This window comes from Mucilaginibacter aquariorum (assembly GCF_024498135.1).
Lineage (GTDB): Bacteria > Bacteroidota > Bacteroidia > Sphingobacteriales > Sphingobacteriaceae > Mucilaginibacter > Mucilaginibacter aquariorum.
In genome coordinates this window covers 77,079-95,139 of sequence record NZ_JANHOH010000002.1, presented here as the reverse complement: position 1 = coordinate 95,139, position 18,061 = coordinate 77,079, and the positions used below count along the sequence as shown (strand labels likewise).

The window sequence follows — 18,061 nt, the reverse complement described above, 5'->3', positions numbered from 1 at the left end:
GTAATTTCATCTCCAATATGTAGTATTATTTAATTATTAAATCTTTCCATTTTTCAAAACCTATAGGTAAAGGTTAAACTGGCCGTTCTTCCGTTTTTTGTGCGATAAGAAACACGGTCTCCTTTATCTTTTTCATAGGCATCCGTGCCATTAACCAGCACATAGCCATTATTATACTCGGCAGTGCCGCCTATGTACGCGGTAGGATTGGTATAAAAGAATGTTTCCTCATCCAGTATGTTCGCAATATTCAGCCTGATCTCCGCTTTTTGTTTCAACAAACGGGTGCTCAATTGCAGGTCTACCAGGTTGCGGCCATTCTCGTATTCAATGGCATTGGGTGTAACCGAGGTAACGTATGACCGGTAACCCGAGCGGTTATAACTTATATTTGCACCCACATATTTAGAATTGTAATTGATGCCTGCATTTACCAACCAGGGCGACTGGCCATACAAAGGCCGGTTTACCCCCGGGATACTCGTTTTTACTACTTCGTAAGTTTCACCGTTATTTATAGCTTCAGCTTTATACTCTACTGCGTATACTTTTGACTTTGTAAAGGTGCCGTTCCCAAAAACCGTCAGGTCGCGCAGCCATTGCTTATCGGCTATAAAGCTTAACGATTTACGGAATTCAACCTCTATCCCTTTGTTTGTTGCCCTGTCCTGGTTCTGGAAACGCAAAAAACGGCTCCTTCCCTGCCCCCCGCTTACAGGTACATCAACTAATTCCAGCGGTTTATCAAAGTCCTTGTAAAAGCCCGATACCGATATGATCTCGCCGGCGCCTGGGTACCACTCATACCGCAGATCGTAGTTCTTTATCTTTGTGCTGACTACATCAAAGCCACTTATATAGGCATCCAGGTAGGGATCATATAATTCAAAATAGGATGTTTCCCTAAAATCGGGCCGTACTATGGTTGTGGAGTATGCCGCCCTGAGGTTCATTTTTTCGGTTAAACTATATGTAGCATTTACAGAGGGTAAAAAGCGCCAGTTTTTCTCGCCGGTAATAGCAGGTTTTGTTTTCTCAAAACCATCAAACCTGGGCGCGCGAAGAAACTGATCCTGTTTATTAGCCAGGTTATAATTCTCGGCCCTTACCCCATAAACCAGTCTTAATTTTTGAAAAAAACGCTGATCAAGCATCACATAGGCGGCATGAAACCTGGCAGTACCGGTATATTGCTTGCCGTTTGTTTGATCGTCGATATAGTAAAAGGCAGAATCGGCAGTTGCGCCTATGCGCCCGGCAGCCAGGATATCTTCATACCGGCCCGTCAATTCTGCATTGTTGTCCTGTTTAACAATCCTTGCCTGTGTAGAACCTAAACTACGCTGCTTATACCAGCCAGCGTAACCCGCCTTTACCAGGCTTTTATCGTTTAAAAAATTAAAGGGCTGGCTTAAGCTGCCTGACCAATTATAATCCCGCTCATTTATATCAGTGGAGAGGCGGTAATCAAAAAGGCCGGAACCTTCGCTAAAAGGGGCCGCATTCGGGCTATCGTAATAATCAACCCCACCAATGGTGGCAGTTTTATTATAACGCAGCCTCCGCATATCCTTAATATCCTGGCTGATGTTGGTTAAGGCTCCTGACCAATTAAACTTTAACCCCTTGCTGCCAATCAGGTTTTCGCCTTCCAGTTTGCTTTGGTAGACCGTGGTAAATTCGGGGCTGTCGAAAAATTCAATAAATCTGTTGCTTTCTGTAGCATCATACCTGGAGGCATATTGCGAAGTTTCGTTAAGTACGTGAGAGTAGTAATTTTTAGAAGTGATTTTAAATTTTTCGCCCTGAACACCAGCATTTAAAACCCCACCAATAGTGGTATTAAACTTATATAAGCTCCCCGAACTTCTAATTGCTGCGGTATCAATAGGATCGCCCTCGCCGGCAAAAGTCAAATTTGAGTTTCGTACCGTTACAAAAGGATTAGTTTCCTGCGTATTCCGATAAGTTACCCCTCCCGTAAAACCTAATTTTAATCCTTCTTTTAGCTGGTACAAACGGCCAAGTGAAAAACGGTAATTTTGATTAGGCGCCCCCTGATAGGTATAGGCCTTAAGTTGTTCGCTGTTAAAAAGCTTGCTTTGCGGTACTGCAAAATCAGGAATAGGGTCGCTACGCTGCGTCCAGGATTGCAGGCCGGTAGGGGTTTTTCTGCGGCCATCATCAAAACCAAAATAATCGTATTTACCACGGCCACCCAGCATTACAAAATCCTTACCGGTGGTGCGGCTGTTATAACCGGTACCAATGGTAAAGGAGTTGAAGTTTTGCTCGGGAATATCCAACGTGTTGATCAGTATCTGACCACCTGAAAATTCGGCTGACATATCCGGACTGGCCGTTTTGTTAACTACTACATTACTCACCAATTCCTGCGGCACCACGTCAAAAGAAAAATTTCTGCGGTTCATATCCGTACTGGGGATGATCACCCCGTCAAGCATTGCCTGGTTGTAACGTTCGGTTAACCCCCTTACTACCACATAACGCGTATCAATAGTTGTTACCCCGCTAATTCGTTTAAGTACCTGCCCCAAATTATTGTCGGGTGTGCGGGATATCTGCTCTGCAGAAATACCATCCGTTATAGAAGCATTATTTTTTTGCTGTGCATACAAACCCGTTACCGATTCTCTTTTAAAGGAAGATTGTACTACGACCTCCTTTAAAGTGCTGGATGATACCTTTAAAGAGATATCAAGCTTGGTAAGCTGCCCGGCTTTAACAATAACCTCTGTAATGCGTTTTGTCTGAAAAGATATATAACTTACCTCCAGTGTGTAAGTGCCGGGTTCAAGCGTTAACTGGTAACTACCATCTACACTACTGGTAATACCTTGCCCGTTTTGTATAACCCTTATACTGGCACCTGGCAAAGTTTCACCCTTATCGTCAACTATTTTACCACTGATACGGCCGGGATCTGGTTTTCTGAGGGGCGTGGGTTTGGTATAATTTACATAGATAGAGTTGCCCGACAAGGAAAAGTTCATGCCGGATACGGTTAGTTTTTCCAGTACTTTCCCCAAGGCTTCCTGGCGGTAACTCACTTTCTTTAGTTCAACCTTTTCAAGCTCGTTTGGGTTGTAAATAAAATTATAATTGGTTTGTGTTTTTAATACTTCGAGTATCTGCACTGCATTTACCTGCGCAAATTCAAGCGATACAGGTTTAGTGATAGTTTTATAGTTGTTGCCATCTGTTTTACCAGTTGCCTGTGCAAAAAGGGGGCTGCTTAATAAAACGGTGAACAGGATAAATAAATAAGCGGTGTGTTGTGTTCTTAAATGTATACTTATAGGTAAATTAAAAATCATATTTTTGATTTGCTGCATTGCTTTTTAGTAATGTGGTTTCGATTATTACCGGTTTATCCGGTCAAATTGTTAGGGAAGTATCGCCTGGCCGCGGTACTTCCTATTTAAGGCCTTTATGTTTTTGTTTTTTCGATAAGGTCAGTTTATAGGTTGACGAATTGATTTTATTTACTTTAAATGGATATATAAAAGTGAGGGAGCCAAGCAATGTATCTACAGAACCGTTGTTAAAGTCACCGCTGATGCTATATTTCTTAAAATCTTCTTCATTGAATTGGATATTTACATTATAATAAGATGCCATGCTGTAAATAGCATCCCGAAAACGCACACGCTTAAAGTTTAACGCTCCTGCCTTAAGCGCATCTTCAGAATTATCAAACCCTGTCACCGTACTTAGCGTACCATTATGATAATCAAATTCCTGACCGGGGTGCAAAATAACCGGCGGGGCAATTACACCATTACGGTCAACCTGTACTTTGCCGGTATATAAGCTTACCTTCTCGTACCCATAATTTTTATAATGTTTGATGATAAAAGATGTGCCCAGGGCTGTAGTGGATAGCTTACCGGAATTTACACGAAATGGCTTGGTTTTGTCGTGCGCTACTTCAAAAAAGGCCTGGCCTTCCAATAAGTAAACCCGGCGTTCTGTCTTGGTAAATGCCTGCGGATATTTAAAAACCGCACCTGAAGTTAGCGTGATCAATGTCCCGTCTTCGAGCTTAACCCTTTTTATTTTACCAAGCGGTACACGTACAGTAGCGAAAGTTTTCGTTTTCTGAATAAAGGTATATTCCTGATAAAATTTAACACCACCAAATAATATAACGAAACCAATAATGGCGGCAGCTGCTACTCTTAAAGCTAAGCGCGAAGATTTTCCAGCTTGTTGTTTACTCAATATCTTTTGTGCAATATCTTCGGCCGGCTCAAAATCCGAAGGGAATTCGTTAGCTATATCATCAAAATCTGCTAAATCCTGCGGATCACTATGTTCAAGCATTTTAAAGAACTCTTTCAGTTCTTCTTTAGAAAGCTCCCTGGTGAGATACCTTCGGTGTAAATATTTCTTTCTGTTATGATCCATATAAATAACCAACCATATCGGCCGCCTACTTATATATACTACCCGGGTAGGGTAATTAGGGTAGCTCTAAAAAAAATAAAATTGATTTATCTTTTTTATTGAGATGTATTCCCATTTTATCCCAGACCATCATCATTCTCTGGCCATATAACGAACCCTAAAAAAATTACTAATTTTAGGAACCAAATACTAAAATCAATCCAATGAGAAAGGTAATCTACGGCATCAACTTGACCCTGGATGGCTGCTGTGACCACACCAAAGGGGTTGGCTATGAAGATGTACATGAATATTTTACGGACCTTATGCGAGATGTTGACCTGATTGTTTATGGACGTAAAACTTACGAATTGATGGTCCCTTTTTGGCCCGATGTTGCAAAAACGCAATCGATGAGCAAAGCATCGAACGAATTTGCGCGAGTATTCGACTCCATAGACAAACTTGTTTTTTCCAAAACGTTAGACAAGGTTGAAGACAAAAACACGAGACTTGCTCGGGCAAATCCTGGAGACGAAATATTGAAATTGAAACAGGAACAAGGCAAGAATATCTCGCTTGGTGGTGTAACCCTTCCTACACAACTCATAAAACTTGGTTTGGTTGATGAATACCATTTTGTCTTCCAACCAATAGTTGTAGGAGAAGGGAGGCGATTGTTTGAAGAAATCAGCCTACCGAAGAAATTAGAATTAAAACTTGTGGAGTCAAAGATCTTAAAATCAGGGTGTGTTGCGCTTCGTTACTTAAAACAGTGACGAAAAATCTGTGGCGAGAGAATATTTCCATAGCATAAGGTAGCTACATATCTTACAGAAGTTTTATAAGTAATACTTATGCCAAGCAGGTGAATATCAGAAAATAAAATAGCGTGATATAATCCAGGTATTCTTTACTGGTCTTTATAGCCTCAACAACCCGGTTTGCTTTTACCATATGGTCTTTTACCGCGTTACGACTGATGGAAAGCTGATCGGCCACTTCATTATAAGTCATATCCTTAAAGCGGATCATTTCGAAAACAACTTTCCTTTTGGGTGGCAGAACGTTTAGTGCAGTACGTAAAGTAGATAGGCTAAAAGTTGCATCTATCCGTTTTTCGGGAAGTAATTCTTCCTGCTCACGAATGAAATAAGCTTCCAATTCTGCCCGCATTTTTTTCTTGCGGGAGACATTTCTCAGCCAGGTGAAAACAATATTTTTAGATACCGTTAGCAAATATCCTTTAACCCCTTGCTCGGGCTTAATATAAGCACGCGTATTCCACAAGTGAAGAAATATGTCGTGTGTAAGTTCCTCTGCATTTTCTCTGGAAAGGCTATAACGATAACAATAACTGTAGATTTGCTTATAAAATATAGAATATACTTTCTTAAAAGCCTCCGGATCCCCTTCTGTAAAGTTCTGAATAATATCCTGACCAAGCATAAGCAAAGGTTTTAAACCAAGACAAATAAAGAACTCCCATGTTAAGGCAAACAGCAGGGTGTATTAAATATTCATTAAATTAAAAACGGTGTTTGAACAGTTGTTGATAACCGGTATGGGATAGTCTTTTTATCTTCTAACCCGTATAGGGGTTACCATCGCATCTTCCTTATCCCTGGAATCATATAGTTTTTTTGGCAATTCGTTAAGGGAAAGCGTACGGGAGGTTACTGTTATGCCCGTGATTTGCGCAATTGCTAATCGGGTGAGGGTTTCATCAGGATCGCCTAATTCTTTAAGGGGTAGGCTGCTTAGTTCATCTGCCGCGATATCGGGAGGAAGCCCCGCGGAATAATCACCTTTACCAGCCGAATTATATACCTTAAACACCAGCGGCCAAAGCACCCAGTTTTCAACAAGGTTAGGATCGCGGTAATCTTTAATTTCAAATTCCGCCATATCTTTTCCCAGGGTTGATTCGCCAATTCGTATGGTTGTTATATGCGGGGGGAGGTTATTTGCCAACAGTTCAGCTGCCGAGGCAGTGTGCTTACCGGTGAGGATGAATAAACGATTTATGTTAAGCCGTAAACCAGAATACTGACTATAATTAACCGGCGTGAATAACTTACTGATCTCATTGCCGAAACTGTGCCGCTGTATACCTGCATTGGCATTGCCCCGGTATTCTAAAAATATACTCTCTTCTGTTGCCTTGGTTATCATAGCGGCCAGAGCGGCAGCAACGGATACCTCACCGCCTGTATTATAACGCATATCAAGGATAAGTTCGTTTACCTGCCAGCTCTGGAAACCGGCAAACACCTCTTTAAGCTTTGGCAGCGCTTTAATATCAAAATTATTAAAAAAAATATAGCCGATCTTTTTTCCGTTTCGTTCCCATACCTGTGTAGTATATACAGGATTAGGTTTCAGGTATCCATTGATAAGGTACGGTTCTGCTTTGCCTTCCATTTGAAGGGTTATGCTGCCTTTTTTTAAACTTGCTTCGCTTAAAGCGTTTACGTTTGTCGAATTAACAACATCACCGTTAATGGCAAGTACTTTATCGCCCCGTTTAAGCCCTGCCTGGAAACCATCAGATCCGGGTACTACCAGCCTGAGTATCGTTTGTTCAGAACCTGCGGTATTAATAGTTACCAGGTCAACCCCAAAATCAGAATAAAGCGTACGGGGATAACTCTCAGGTACATCGGGGTTGAGTAACTGTGAAAATCGGTCGCCCCCATTTTTAATGGAAGCAAAAAAACCAAGCGGTTGTTGATTGTAATTTGGATTTTTAGGTAACGCGGTATTCCAGTAATAATAAACCTTCATACTATCCATTACCCATTTATTGATATATGCGGTACTTCCTACATCAAATACAGGATCACGTTCCTTTTTACACCCGCTTTGAAATGCAAGTAGGAGTACCAGGCAAATGCAAAAATGTTTACCGTTGAGTTTTTTTATTCTTTTTAAATTCCGCATTCCACAGGGGTAATTTAAAAAGTGAAGGTATAAGGAAGAGGTTAAGTCAATATTATTTTTGAATTATCATTTAGCTGATAACGATTTGTTGTAATACAAGAAGCCGGCTTCCCAACCGGCTTCTCCCCTTTTATTATTAAAAATTCCTTGAAAATTCTTTCGAGGATTTTACAAAGTTAATATAAGTTTAATGATTTGAAAACACTTACGGTCGGCGAAACCGGAAGCAACAAAGCCTTTCAGATACACTAAAAGGCTTTGTTGTATAGTAAAATAGCATCTATATTTTGATCATGGTTCTAATTTAATACAGAATTTAGCTGCAGTGCCATATCCAGATGCGCCCTTGCACCTAAATGTTCCGCATCAATTTTTAATACTTTTAAAAAGGCTGCTTTAGCTTCAGCTATTTTTTCCAGGCCCAAATATCCCAGCCCCTGTATAAACAGGCAGTGAGCTTTATTGCGCAGGTTCAGATCATCCTCAAATATCAAAAGGTTTGGTAGCGATACGGCGAAGTAGTCTACTTTGATCTCGTCGTTGATATGTTTATCGCCATAGCTTACCAGTTTATTAAATATGGCTGATGCATTGGCCTCGTTAGACAGTTTCTTCCAGGCAAGGCCCTGATAAAAGATCTTATGCGGCGGCTGATCGTTATAAAACATGGCTGCCGATGGTTCGTCTAATCCAACCGTAGCTTTTAGATAAGATTGTTTGGCATTTTCCGGATCTTTTAACCCATCATAAGCTACACCCAACCAATAATAAATATCATTTTCCTGCGCACCGAATAACTTACCCTCTCCCAAATTGTGCGGATAGCTTTGTGCTTGCTGAAGCAATGTTATCGCCTCGTTAAAACTGCCTTTGCTGATATGGTTTTGCGCAAGATGCAGCAGACTATGGACATACTGGCCAGATGCCTTACCTTCGCCTCCCTCCCAGGGGTGAAACTGCCTGTTGGTTACCAGATCAAATGCTGCCTGGTATTCACCCAAAAAGTTAAGTATGGCCACACGTTCAAGATAAATATCATCCCTTTGCAGGGCGGTTTCCAAATGCTCGTTAAGGAACCTGCTGCGCTCCTGCGGTGTTTTGTTTAATCGTTTATAAAGCTGATCCAACTCCATCAATACACGGGCATCGGTAATATCCAGTGCGAAGGCTTTTTCGTAATAATGCAAAGCCTTATCCGCATCATTCAATTTATTGAAGCTGGCTATACCCAAATTCCTTAAAACGGTTGGGAAACTGTCATCCAGCTTAGCCGAAAGTTCCCAATAAGCTATTGCATCACTATACTGCCTTTTATCGTAAAATAAATTACCTAAGTAATAGGGCGCTTTGGCATCCGAAGGATTTAATTCTATGGCACATTGCAACACTTTAATTTCTTCCAAACGGTTTGGGAAACACAGGTATGGGTTGGCAGCTTCAGCTTTTTTAAACCATTGCTGAGCAGTCTGCTCATCCTGCAATTTGTGATTCAACCAACCCAAATAATAATACACTAAAGGATTAGTGCCCGTTGCCTTTACAGCATAACTCAGCAGATCAGCGGCTTCAGTATAAAGACCGGCTGTTGCGTAATCAATGGCGTATTCTATATAATTCTGCTCGTACCCTCTCGAAAGTTTTATTAATGCAGCAATGGCGTTATCAGCCTCTTCATTCTGCCCTAATAACCTGCCGGATTGTGATAGCTCATAAAAAGCCCCAAGGTTAAACCCATCACGCTCTAAAGCCTGGTTGCAAACTGCTATGGCTTTTTCAGGCTGACCCAGTTTACGGTAAGCAGCGGCTTTAATAACATAAGCTTTGCTGTTAGCGGCATTGCTGTCAATAGCCTGGTTAATGTGTTCTAAAGCCAGCTCATGATTGCCGCGTTGCATATCAATTTGGGCCACAGCAAAAAAGCCGCTATCCTTAAACGTTTTACCCCAGGTGGCCTTATAAAACGCCTTGTAGGCTTCATCCGTCCTGTCTAAATATTTTAGGCATAAACCCAAATTGTAATACGGTTCGGTATCGTACGGGTTAGGGTTACGCTGCGTAATGGTTGCTATAGCGGTATTGAAATAGGCTTCACTTTTGGCGAATTGGCCGCGGCGCAGATACCATAAACCAAGCGCGTTATTACAACGGATATCTTTCGGGTCGCGCTGTAATGCTTTTTCGTAATACGGTACCGGGCTGTAAGTAGCATGGCGGTACTGCTCTAAATGCTGACCTGTAAGAAATAACTGCTCATTATTTTCCACCTCGTTTGGTTCAACCGCGGGTTTAGCCGGCTCGGGGATCTCATTTTTACGATTTAATGCAGGTTGATACCTGATCAGTTCTTTACCCGCAGTATTGGATAATATGAGTAATATCTCTTCTTCGTTAATATCATTCGCGCCGGTAATTTCTTTGATGTAAACCTGTGTAGGGTCTATATCTACCTTATCACTTAACAGTACCCTGCTGTTGTAGGTCAGATCTATAGTGATACCGGTTTGCACCGAAGTTACGTATACCTTCAGCACCAGTTTATCTCCATCTTTATCAATCGCCACCAAAATATCTTTTGTAGCATTTTTTACTACACCCAATTGCTGATAGGGTAGAAAATATTGTGTGAATGTTTTTTCCTCGTTTGGCATTAACCAGGTAAAATCGGGCTGATTATCGGTAAACATACCGGTCATCAGTTCAATATATGGCCCATCTTCGTCGGTCAGGTTCCTGTCCCATGCAAGGCCGAAATCGCTATGCCCCCATGTCCATTGTTTTTTACCAGGTGATACATGATGGTTGGCCACATGCAATAAGCCGCCCTGGCTATCATGCTCGTAACCACCCACAAAATCATAGTCGGAATTAATAGCCATGTAAGAAGTAGGAACAGGGATATTTTTATACATAGAGATATCTGTTCCGGGCGAATAATCAACCTTGTAATAAGTTCCTGTGGCTATCGGGAAGGTAGATACATCCCGCTTGCCGTGATCAAAAACCGCGTTAACATCCGGCGGGAAAACAGACTGATAATAATCGTTAACCTTTACCGCCGGGTTTGCCCACCATAAAAAGGTTTGGGGCAACTCTGACCTGTTAAAAAGTTTCGCTTTTATTTCGATATACGCCTTGCCCGGGTGCAAGGTAAAACCTGCCATACCCTTGGTGTGAAACATCTGCTCGATCTCGTTCACCCAAACGGTTTTGCTGCCGTCGGCGTTTTCTTCTATTTTAAAATCGATGGGGTCGAATGTGCTGGGGCGATGGTGCTGCGGCCAGTTAAATTCAATGCCACCCGAGATCCACGGACCGGTTAAGCCAACCAACGCAGGTTTTATAACCTGGTTATAGTAGATAAAGTGGCGTTCTTTTATTTTATCGTAAGCCATTTGAATGCGGCCACCCAGTTCGGGCAGGATCATGATCTTGATGTATTCGTTCTCCAGGAATAGCCCCTTGTATTCTTTATCTTGCTTTTCGTCAAAAATCTTTTCGATAACGGGGTTTGGGTACACTACACCACTACTGCCCTGGTAAATTCGTTTTTCGAAAAACATGGGGTTTTTATCAGGCTTGCCAATTCCATAGGTAGGTATGGTAACTGTTTCTTCCCACACCCTTACAATCGAATTTTTCATCAGTATATATTTATAGTTTATTACAGCAAAGCGTTTATAAAACGGCCCGGCTATTATTTAGTGTCTAATTAAATTATCTTCCAGTTCTTCAAGCGTTTGGCCTTTGGTTTCTTTCACCTTAAATTTAACAAACAGAAAACCAAGGAAACAAATAACAGCATACAGGTAAAATGGCCCATATGCGCCTAATATTTTAGCCAATATTGGAAACGTGAAAACCAATATAAAATATGCGCCCCATAGCGAAACAATGGCTACAGATGATGCCACACCACGAATTTTATTAGGGAAGATCTCGGATATCAAAACCCAGGTAACCGGCGCCAGCGATATAGCATAGATGCTTATTGCAAGCAGTACAAATATGGATACCAACCCTGTAGGGAAATGGTTTTGCAGCAAAAATGCCAAAACAATATATATAACCGATAATCCTAACGAGCCATATAACATTAACGGGCGACGGCCAAGTTTATCAACCTGCCACATGGCAAGCAGGGTAAATACCAGGTTAACTACACCAATGGCAACGGTTTCAAACAATTGCCGGTTTAGGCTTGCCCCTACCGATTCAAATATGGTTGAGGTATAATTGAACACCACATTTATTCCGCAAAACTGCTGGAATATTGCAAGTGTTACGCCAACAACCACAGCAGGGCGCACCGCTTTTTCAAACACCATGGCGTACGATTGTTTAGTAGCACCAACTAATGATTTTTCAACCGCGGTAAACGTGGACTCTGCAAAACCGGGAGAGCCTATTTTGTTTAGTATAACTTTCGCTTTTTGCTGCTGACCAGACTTTATAAGCCACCTTGGGCTTTCGGGAAGCCATATCACACCAATTAAAAACACCAAAGAAGGCACCACTCCCAGCCCAAACATCCAACGCCATGCATCAGGCCCTGTATCCGCAAGAAAATAATTTACAAGGTTGGTTATCAGAATACCTATAACCACCGTAAGCTGGTTAATGGCCACATTGCGCCCCCTTACTTCGGCCGGAGAAATTTCTGCTATGTACATTGGGCAAAGCATAGATGCCATACCTACGCCAATACCGGCGGCAAAACGCATGGCCACAAAATAAGTCAAGCCAGATGAAAACGCTATACCGATGGATGAAACCGCGAAAATGAAAGCGGCCAGCATCAGGCCCGGACGCCTGCCGTACCTGTCGGCAAGGTTACCCGCTATCAGGCAGCCAACTATACAGCCCAATGCCAGCGAGCCGGTTAAAAAGCCTTCCCACCAGGCATTTAGCATAAACTGTTCTCTAAGAAATGGCAACGCGCCCGATATTACGGCGAAGTCAAATCCAAACAGGTATCCGCCCAGGGCAGAGATAAAGGAAATGCCAATAATATACTTACTATTAAATGTTTTGGCTGTTGCGTTCATTTGGTTTGTTTGGATTTTAAAATTCAATAAATTTCCCTATTCCGGGAATGGACATACTTACTTTAAACATGGATTATTTTATCGTTACATTTTAAGGTAAGCCACTGCGCCGCCACCTTTTGCCAATGGGAGCTGTAATTTAGTTTTTTTTGTTACCTGTATCGTTTTATGCTCGTAATGTTCGGCATTAGTATTGGCATCTGCGGCATCTGTGTATAAGTCAATTGTATAGATCTTATCATTCTTTAAAAAAGAAAAATCAAGCTCAACAGTTCTGGCTTCCCAATTAGTCATGGCGCCGATGAACCAGTTATTACCTTGCTTTTTAGCCATCACCGCATACTCGCCTACTTTTGCATCCAGTACTTTGGTTTCCTCGAATACGGTTGGCACTGCGCCTAAAAACTTCATAATATCGGGATATTTCTCGTATTCGGTAGGCGAATCTGAAAGCATAGCCAGCGGCTGATCGTATACTACAAACATAGCCAGTTCGTGGCAGCGGGTACCCTGACTGGAAGGCAATCCCGGATCAACGGGCTTAAAACTTTCTTTCGATCTGTTCCTCATCGATCCCGGGGTATAATCCATCGGACCGGCAATCATGCGGATAAATGGGATCAGCAGGTGATGATCAGGGTTGGCGGAGTAATCCCATTTCGAGCATTCCGCACCGCGTACCGCTTCGTAATTTACAATATTTGGATATGCCCTTTGCAAACCTGTAGGCTTACTACAGCCATGAAAATTCACCATCAGGTTTCGTTTTGCTGCGGCTTTTGCTATCTCTTCAAACAAGGCAATGGCCGCCTGATCGTCCCTGTCAAAAAAGTCGACCTTTACACCTACCGCGCCTATCGACTGTAAAAAATCAAGGTTAGCATCCAGGTTTTTTATTAAGGTACTGGCCACGCACCATAAAAACACACCCACTTTTTTTGATTTACCATAGGCTATTAACTCCTTAATATCTACTTTAGGGTTTACCTTCAACAGGTTATAATTATCAGACCAGCCTGCATCTATCATCAGGTATTGCAGGTTGTTGTTAGCGGCAAAATCAATATAGTACTTGTACAGCTTTGTATTACGGTTACCCATACCCGATGGTATAGACGAGCCGGGCAACATGGCATCGTGCCACCACTCCCATGCAGCTTTGCCGGGTTTTATCCAGGCGGTATTGGTCAATTTTGCGGGCGTGGCTAATTTATACACCAGTTGATTATTCAATAAGGTTTTATCGTCATCAGTAGCGATAATAACCCGCCATGGGAATGCCCTGCTGCCGTCAGTTTCGGATATATAATCCTTAGTTTTTGCAACCTGCATCACAAAATCGCCCCAGCTACCCATTTTAATTTCGGCCGGATATTTTGCCCAGTTGCCCACCAATTTGTCATTTTGTTTTTTCACATACATGCCCGGATAGTTCAACAGATCGGCTTCTGCAACAATCACCTTTGTTTTTGATTGCGGGTAAGAGAACAGCGTTGGCGTAATGGCTTTTTTGCCTTCGCCAATAGCCGTGATAGAATTATAGTTTATGTAAGGCACTTCCCATGCCGTGTAGTTATCCGTTTCGGGAAATACAACCTCTGGCGAACCGCTAAAATTGAACTGCGCTTTTTCATTCACAACAATTATGGGCTCACTAAAACTAGTAACAAAGCGATAGGCTACCCCCTCGTTATATGCCCTGAGCACTAACGAATAATTGCCTTCAAAATTAATAACCAGTTCGTTGTAGTTATCAGTAAGTGTGGCCTCTTTACCATATAATGGATGCAAAGTACTGTTTACTGTTTTTGATTTTGTACCCGATACTTTGGCGGCGTTCCCTAATATATTGTTTTGCAGGGTCATGCCAATGGCAGAGGGGCTTATTAAAATATTATTATTCAAATAAACAGAATAGGTGATGCTACCATCTACCCTAACCTGCATTTTAAGCTTGGTATCAGGCGATGTTATAGTATAATCCTTCGGCAATGCCTGGCAGGTTAGCTTTAAAAGGATAAGGCATACGGATATTAATAGAATTTTAAATTTCATGTTAAACTGTGGTACTAAATTTATAGGTGATGTTATGCTGATAGGTTTCGCCGGGATTTAAAACTGTCGACGGGAAATGCGGATGATTTGGACTATCGGGGAAAAACTGGCATTCCAGGCAAAGGCCATCAAATGGTTGGTGTGCTTTGCCATTGTTGCCATGTGTGTTACTATTTAAATAATCGCCGGTATATAACATAACGCCGGGGTAAGTGGTAAAAACTGTCATCACCCTGCCCGATGTTTCTTCGGATAAAATACAAGCCGGGGCTTGCTCTGCTTGCAGGTTAAGCACGTAACAGGTGTTAATTCCGTTATGCACCTTTTGCTTATCGAACGCTAAATTACCGGCCGGGGCAATTAACCCGGTGGGGATATGATCTGCGCCAGCCTTTAGTATATTATCGGCATGTATGGTAAGCTCATGGTTAAGGATATTGCCCGCTTTTGGGTTTAGGTTGAAGTATGAATGGTTTGTAAAATTAGCAACGGTAGTTTTGTCGGTAACCGCATAATAGGTTATCAGCAGTTCATTTTCTTCCGTCCATTTATAGCTTACTTTCAGATTTAGATTGCCGGGGAAACCACCATCTCCATCCTCGCTTAGGATATCAAAAATTAGTTCATCGCCGGTAATGATATAACCAAACACCTTATAATTAAAGCCGGATGAGCCGGAATGATTGCTGTTTGCACCATCATTATTTTCTAATTGATAGGTGATGCCATCAAGTTCAAATTTTGCATTGGCTATCCTGTTGGCAAAGCGGCCGATGGTTGAGCCGATGTAACAGGTATCGTTAAGGTAACCGCTAAGCGATGGATAGCCCAGGATAACATTTCCTATTTTACCATCCCTGTCCGGAACGTTAACCGAAACCAGCGTTGCCCCATAATTGGTAAGCTCGACGTACGCCCCGGAAGCATTTTCAATTTTAAACAGATGAATAACCCTGCCATCGTCTACCCCCCAAACTCCGAATGAAATTTTACTCACTTTAAATATGTTTTATTTTGTCTTTGCCTAATTGTTAAAATTAGCGCATTGTTCTCAAACTAATTACATGGGATGCCTATCCTGTTTACGGCAGGCATCCCATGTAATATCCCACCTCTATTTTATTTATTCTGTTTGTAAAAGTTAAGTTCAAGGGCATGGAAATAAGCGCTGCCGCTCCAGGTATCCAAAACCTTTATCCTGATATATCTTACTGCCGGTGCGCCCGCAGGGATAGCAAAGTATTCGCCCGCGGCAGCAAAATCAATATCCTCTCGGGTGTTTTCACCAACAGGCTTGTTAGATGGTTTTACTGATGTATAAGTACCTATCTTCACCCAGCTGTCAAAGCTCCCATCGCCTGCCGGGCTGTTACTTCCCCACACCTCGAATTTCTTGGCGTTACCTGCATTATATAACGATCCGCCCATTCTTTGATAGATCTTAAACCCGGTGAGTGATGCCTGCGCACCCATATCCAGCGAGAACCAGAAAGGGAATGTCTGTCCCGGAGTGTGAAAGCCGGGTTCATTTAAGTTGTTATCCCAAAGATATTGCAATTCCCATCCATAGGCAGATCCTATATCTGTTGGAAGACGAAGCGGTGCGAACAAAGATTTATTGCAAAGCAGCGGCAGATCATCAAATGTAGCCACTGCAAATGAGTCTATTGAATTTTGCTGTGGCAGATAGTATGATTGATACTGGATCAGTGAACCTGTTTTATAGTTTGGCAGTATAATTGAATTATCGCGTTTTTTAAGATGCACCTCCTTTATATCCCCAGCATTGTCTGTATATTTTACCGTGGTAGAAAGGTTAGTGCTATCCCCATTCAAAAAATTAACCTTAACAGATCCATCGGGGTTTAATTCATACGGGTTTACCAAATTGTAGGAACGGTTTAACAGGCCGGTTTTATAAACCGGACCGTAAACCCTTACGTTATTAATTTCCTGCCCTACAGAACGGTTACCGCTTGCATCAAATGCAACAACTTTAAAAGAATAAACATATTCCTTCAGCCCCGGTATGATCACCTTTATGGTATCCTTAGGGTCGTGCGTGGTTGCATTAACGATCATGGAATCGGCGCCATTATTCCAGGTAAGGCTATATTTGGTAATGCTGGGATCGGGGCTTGGGTTCCAAAATAACTGAACCCTTAAATTACCTGTATTGTAATTAGAATTGGTTACCAGGCCCGGATAAATAACCTCGCGGTTATCTAAAAAGGCTTTGTAATCATCGCTGTATTTCCGGCAACCTACTATTGCCAATACCATTACAATAAGTACTAAAGCTTTATAATTGATTTTCATTTTCTTCTGTTTAATAATTACTATAATGGGTTGCCATATAAGGAGATCTCCATGGTATTACCATAATCCACCCCACCCCAGGTTTGATTGATAACAAAGCGTATAAACTTAGCAGGAGGAGCGGCTATGTTCACATTGAAATTGACACCATTAGCCACAAAATTGATATCCTGCGCGTTTGCCTGGTTTGCCGGTAAGCCCGACGGTGGATTGGGGAAGTTGTAACTTCCCATGTTTACCCAATCGCCAACTATGGTTCCTGCCGTCGAGTTATTTGGCAGGGCGATATCTTGTGGTGCATCCTTATCTGATCCCCATACGGTAAAACGTTTGGCATTAGCGTATCCGTAAGCACCGCTCACCCTTTCCCATAATGTAAAACGACTTAACTGCGCTTTTACGCCCAACCCGAAAGTTCCTTGTATAGTGGGCGAAGCGCCGGGATTGGTATGCCATCCATTAGGTTCGTCGGTGCTGCCATCAAAGAAACGACGGAACTCCCAGCCATAACCTATCTCGCTATCGCTTGCTAAGTGATAAACAAAAAACTTGCTTTTATCAAGCAACACCTCATGGTAGGGCGTTAAGGTAGTAAATACTGTATCTGAATAGTTGCCGTATTTATCTGTTGTAAATACACCAAACTTTACGGGTTTATCTTCGTAACCCCGTACCGAAAAATTCACGGTATCGGCGCTTACATACTGCGGCTCTTGCTCATCATACTTACCTGTTACTGCATTTGGCGATATAACATGAATAGCAACCGGCGCATTGGTTTTATTAAGCCCAAATACGTTTACTCCCCCAAAATCGGGTGTTAATGCCAGCCCGGTGTTTACCAGCAAATACTCCGGCAGGTCTGGGTGAACGGTTACCACTACCGGGTCTGATTTAATATTTGCCCTGCTCACTGCATACAGGGTAACCTGATATTCTTTTGTTTGCGCAAAGCCATCAACCATTATGGTATCGGTATAATAACTGGCTTTTGTTTGCCTCGATTTTTTGTCGTTTATTTTATAATCGGCCAGTACATATAACAGGTTTGCCGATGATGGCAGCTTATAGGTTATATAAGCCCCACCGTTAAAGTTCTTCACCTTAACATCGGTAACAACACCGGGTTTTGTTTTATCGTTAGATACCACCTCTATGTTCGATTCCTGCTTTTTGCATGCCGAAAAAAGAGCCATTATCAAAACCGGGGCCAGCATATACCATGCAAGGCGTTTACGGTTATCAATTTTTTTCATAATGTATATTTTGAATATATTAATCATTAAATG

Annotated in this window: 11 protein-coding genes; 1 reads left to right on the top strand and 10 read right to left on the bottom strand. The window is 42.0% G+C overall.

Annotation, left to right across the window (positions count from 1 at the left end; genetic code table 11):
• Positions 1-53: 53 nt before the first annotated feature.
• Together NPE20_RS11330 and NPE20_RS11325 are read right to left on the bottom strand one after the other, a co-directional pair.
• Positions 54-3,338 (bottom strand): TonB-dependent receptor, encoded by a 3,285-nt coding sequence (locus tag NPE20_RS11330; protein WP_256538768.1) that lies wholly within the window; start codon positions 3,336-3,338, stop codon positions 54-56.
• Between the two features lie 100 nt (positions 3,339-3,438).
• Positions 3,439-4,431: a FecR family protein gene (locus NPE20_RS11325; protein ID WP_256538767.1), complete on the bottom strand. Its 993-nt coding sequence runs from the start codon at positions 4,429-4,431 to the stop codon at positions 3,439-3,441.
• Between the two features lie 203 nt (positions 4,432-4,634).
• On the opposite strand from NPE20_RS11325, the gene NPE20_RS11320 reads away from it, so the two are divergent.
• Positions 4,635-5,189, top strand: coding sequence for a dihydrofolate reductase family protein (locus NPE20_RS11320; protein WP_256538766.1), 555 nt, complete (start codon positions 4,635-4,637; stop codon positions 5,187-5,189).
• Positions 5,190-5,265: 76 nt separating this feature from the next.
• On the opposite strand, the gene NPE20_RS11315 is transcribed toward NPE20_RS11320, so the two are convergent.
• From NPE20_RS11315 to NPE20_RS11280, 8 genes are all read right to left on the bottom strand, one after another.
• On the bottom strand, positions 5,266-5,859 hold the full coding sequence (locus NPE20_RS11315; RefSeq protein ID WP_256538765.1) for an RNA polymerase sigma factor: 594 nt from the start codon (positions 5,857-5,859) through the stop codon (positions 5,266-5,268).
• Between the two features lie 129 nt (positions 5,860-5,988).
• Entirely contained in the window at positions 5,989-7,353 is a 1,365-nt protein-coding gene (locus NPE20_RS11310) for a S41 family peptidase (protein WP_256538764.1), read from the bottom strand.
• A gap of 299 nt (positions 7,354-7,652) precedes the next feature.
• Positions 7,653-10,994: a DUF5107 domain-containing protein gene (locus NPE20_RS11305; RefSeq protein ID WP_256538763.1), complete on the bottom strand. Its 3,342-nt coding sequence runs from the start codon at positions 10,992-10,994 to the stop codon at positions 7,653-7,655.
• A 57-nt stretch (positions 10,995-11,051) separates the two neighbouring features.
• Positions 11,052-12,398 (bottom strand): sugar porter family MFS transporter, encoded by a 1,347-nt coding sequence (locus tag NPE20_RS11300; RefSeq protein ID WP_256538762.1) that lies wholly within the window; start codon positions 12,396-12,398, stop codon positions 11,052-11,054.
• Positions 12,399-12,482: 84 nt separating this feature from the next.
• The gene (locus NPE20_RS11295; protein WP_256538761.1) at positions 12,483-14,453 is read right to left on the bottom strand and encodes a glycoside hydrolase family 97 protein; all 1,971 of its coding nucleotides are present in this window, start codon (positions 14,451-14,453) and stop codon (positions 12,483-12,485) included.
• Position 14,454: 1 nt separating this feature from the next.
• The gene (locus tag NPE20_RS11290; protein ID WP_256538760.1) at positions 14,455-15,450 is read right to left on the bottom strand and encodes an aldose epimerase family protein; all 996 of its coding nucleotides are present in this window, start codon (positions 15,448-15,450) and stop codon (positions 14,455-14,457) included.
• A 122-nt stretch (positions 15,451-15,572) separates the two neighbouring features.
• Positions 15,573-16,772: a DUF4998 domain-containing protein gene (locus NPE20_RS11285; protein WP_256538759.1), complete on the bottom strand. Its 1,200-nt coding sequence runs from the start codon at positions 16,770-16,772 to the stop codon at positions 15,573-15,575.
• 20 nt (positions 16,773-16,792) lie between these two features.
• On the bottom strand, positions 16,793-18,028 hold the full coding sequence (locus NPE20_RS11280; protein WP_256538758.1) for a DUF4959 domain-containing protein: 1,236 nt from the start codon (positions 18,026-18,028) through the stop codon (positions 16,793-16,795).
• Between the last annotated feature and the right edge of the window lie 33 nt (positions 18,029-18,061).

Bases quoted from the DNA above. Each gene is read 5' to 3' on its own strand.
- NPE20_RS11330 (WP_256538768.1), bottom strand. From the start codon at position 3,338: ATGATTTTTAATTTACCTATAAGTATACATTTAAGAACACAACACACC.
- NPE20_RS11325 (WP_256538767.1), bottom strand. From the start codon at position 4,431: ATGGATCATAACAGAAAGAAATATTTACACCGAAGGTATCTCACCAGG.
- NPE20_RS11320 (WP_256538766.1), top strand. From the start codon at position 4,635: ATGAGAAAGGTAATCTACGGCATCAACTTGACCCTGGATGGCTGCTGT.
- NPE20_RS11315 (WP_256538765.1), bottom strand. From the start codon at position 5,859: ATGCTTGGTCAGGATATTATTCAGAACTTTACAGAAGGGGATCCGGAG.
- NPE20_RS11310 (WP_256538764.1), bottom strand. From the start codon at position 7,353: ATGCGGAATTTAAAAAGAATAAAAAAACTCAACGGTAAACATTTTTGC.
- NPE20_RS11305 (WP_256538763.1), bottom strand. From the start codon at position 10,994: ATGAAAAATTCGATTGTAAGGGTGTGGGAAGAAACAGTTACCATACCT.
- NPE20_RS11300 (WP_256538762.1), bottom strand. From the start codon at position 12,398: ATGAACGCAACAGCCAAAACATTTAATAGTAAGTATATTATTGGCATT.
- NPE20_RS11295 (WP_256538761.1), bottom strand. From the start codon at position 14,453: ATGAAATTTAAAATTCTATTAATATCCGTATGCCTTATCCTTTTAAAG.
- NPE20_RS11285 (WP_256538759.1), bottom strand. From the start codon at position 16,772: ATGAAAATCAATTATAAAGCTTTAGTACTTATTGTAATGGTATTGGCA.
- NPE20_RS11280 (WP_256538758.1), bottom strand. From the start codon at position 18,028: ATGAAAAAAATTGATAACCGTAAACGCCTTGCATGGTATATGCTGGCC.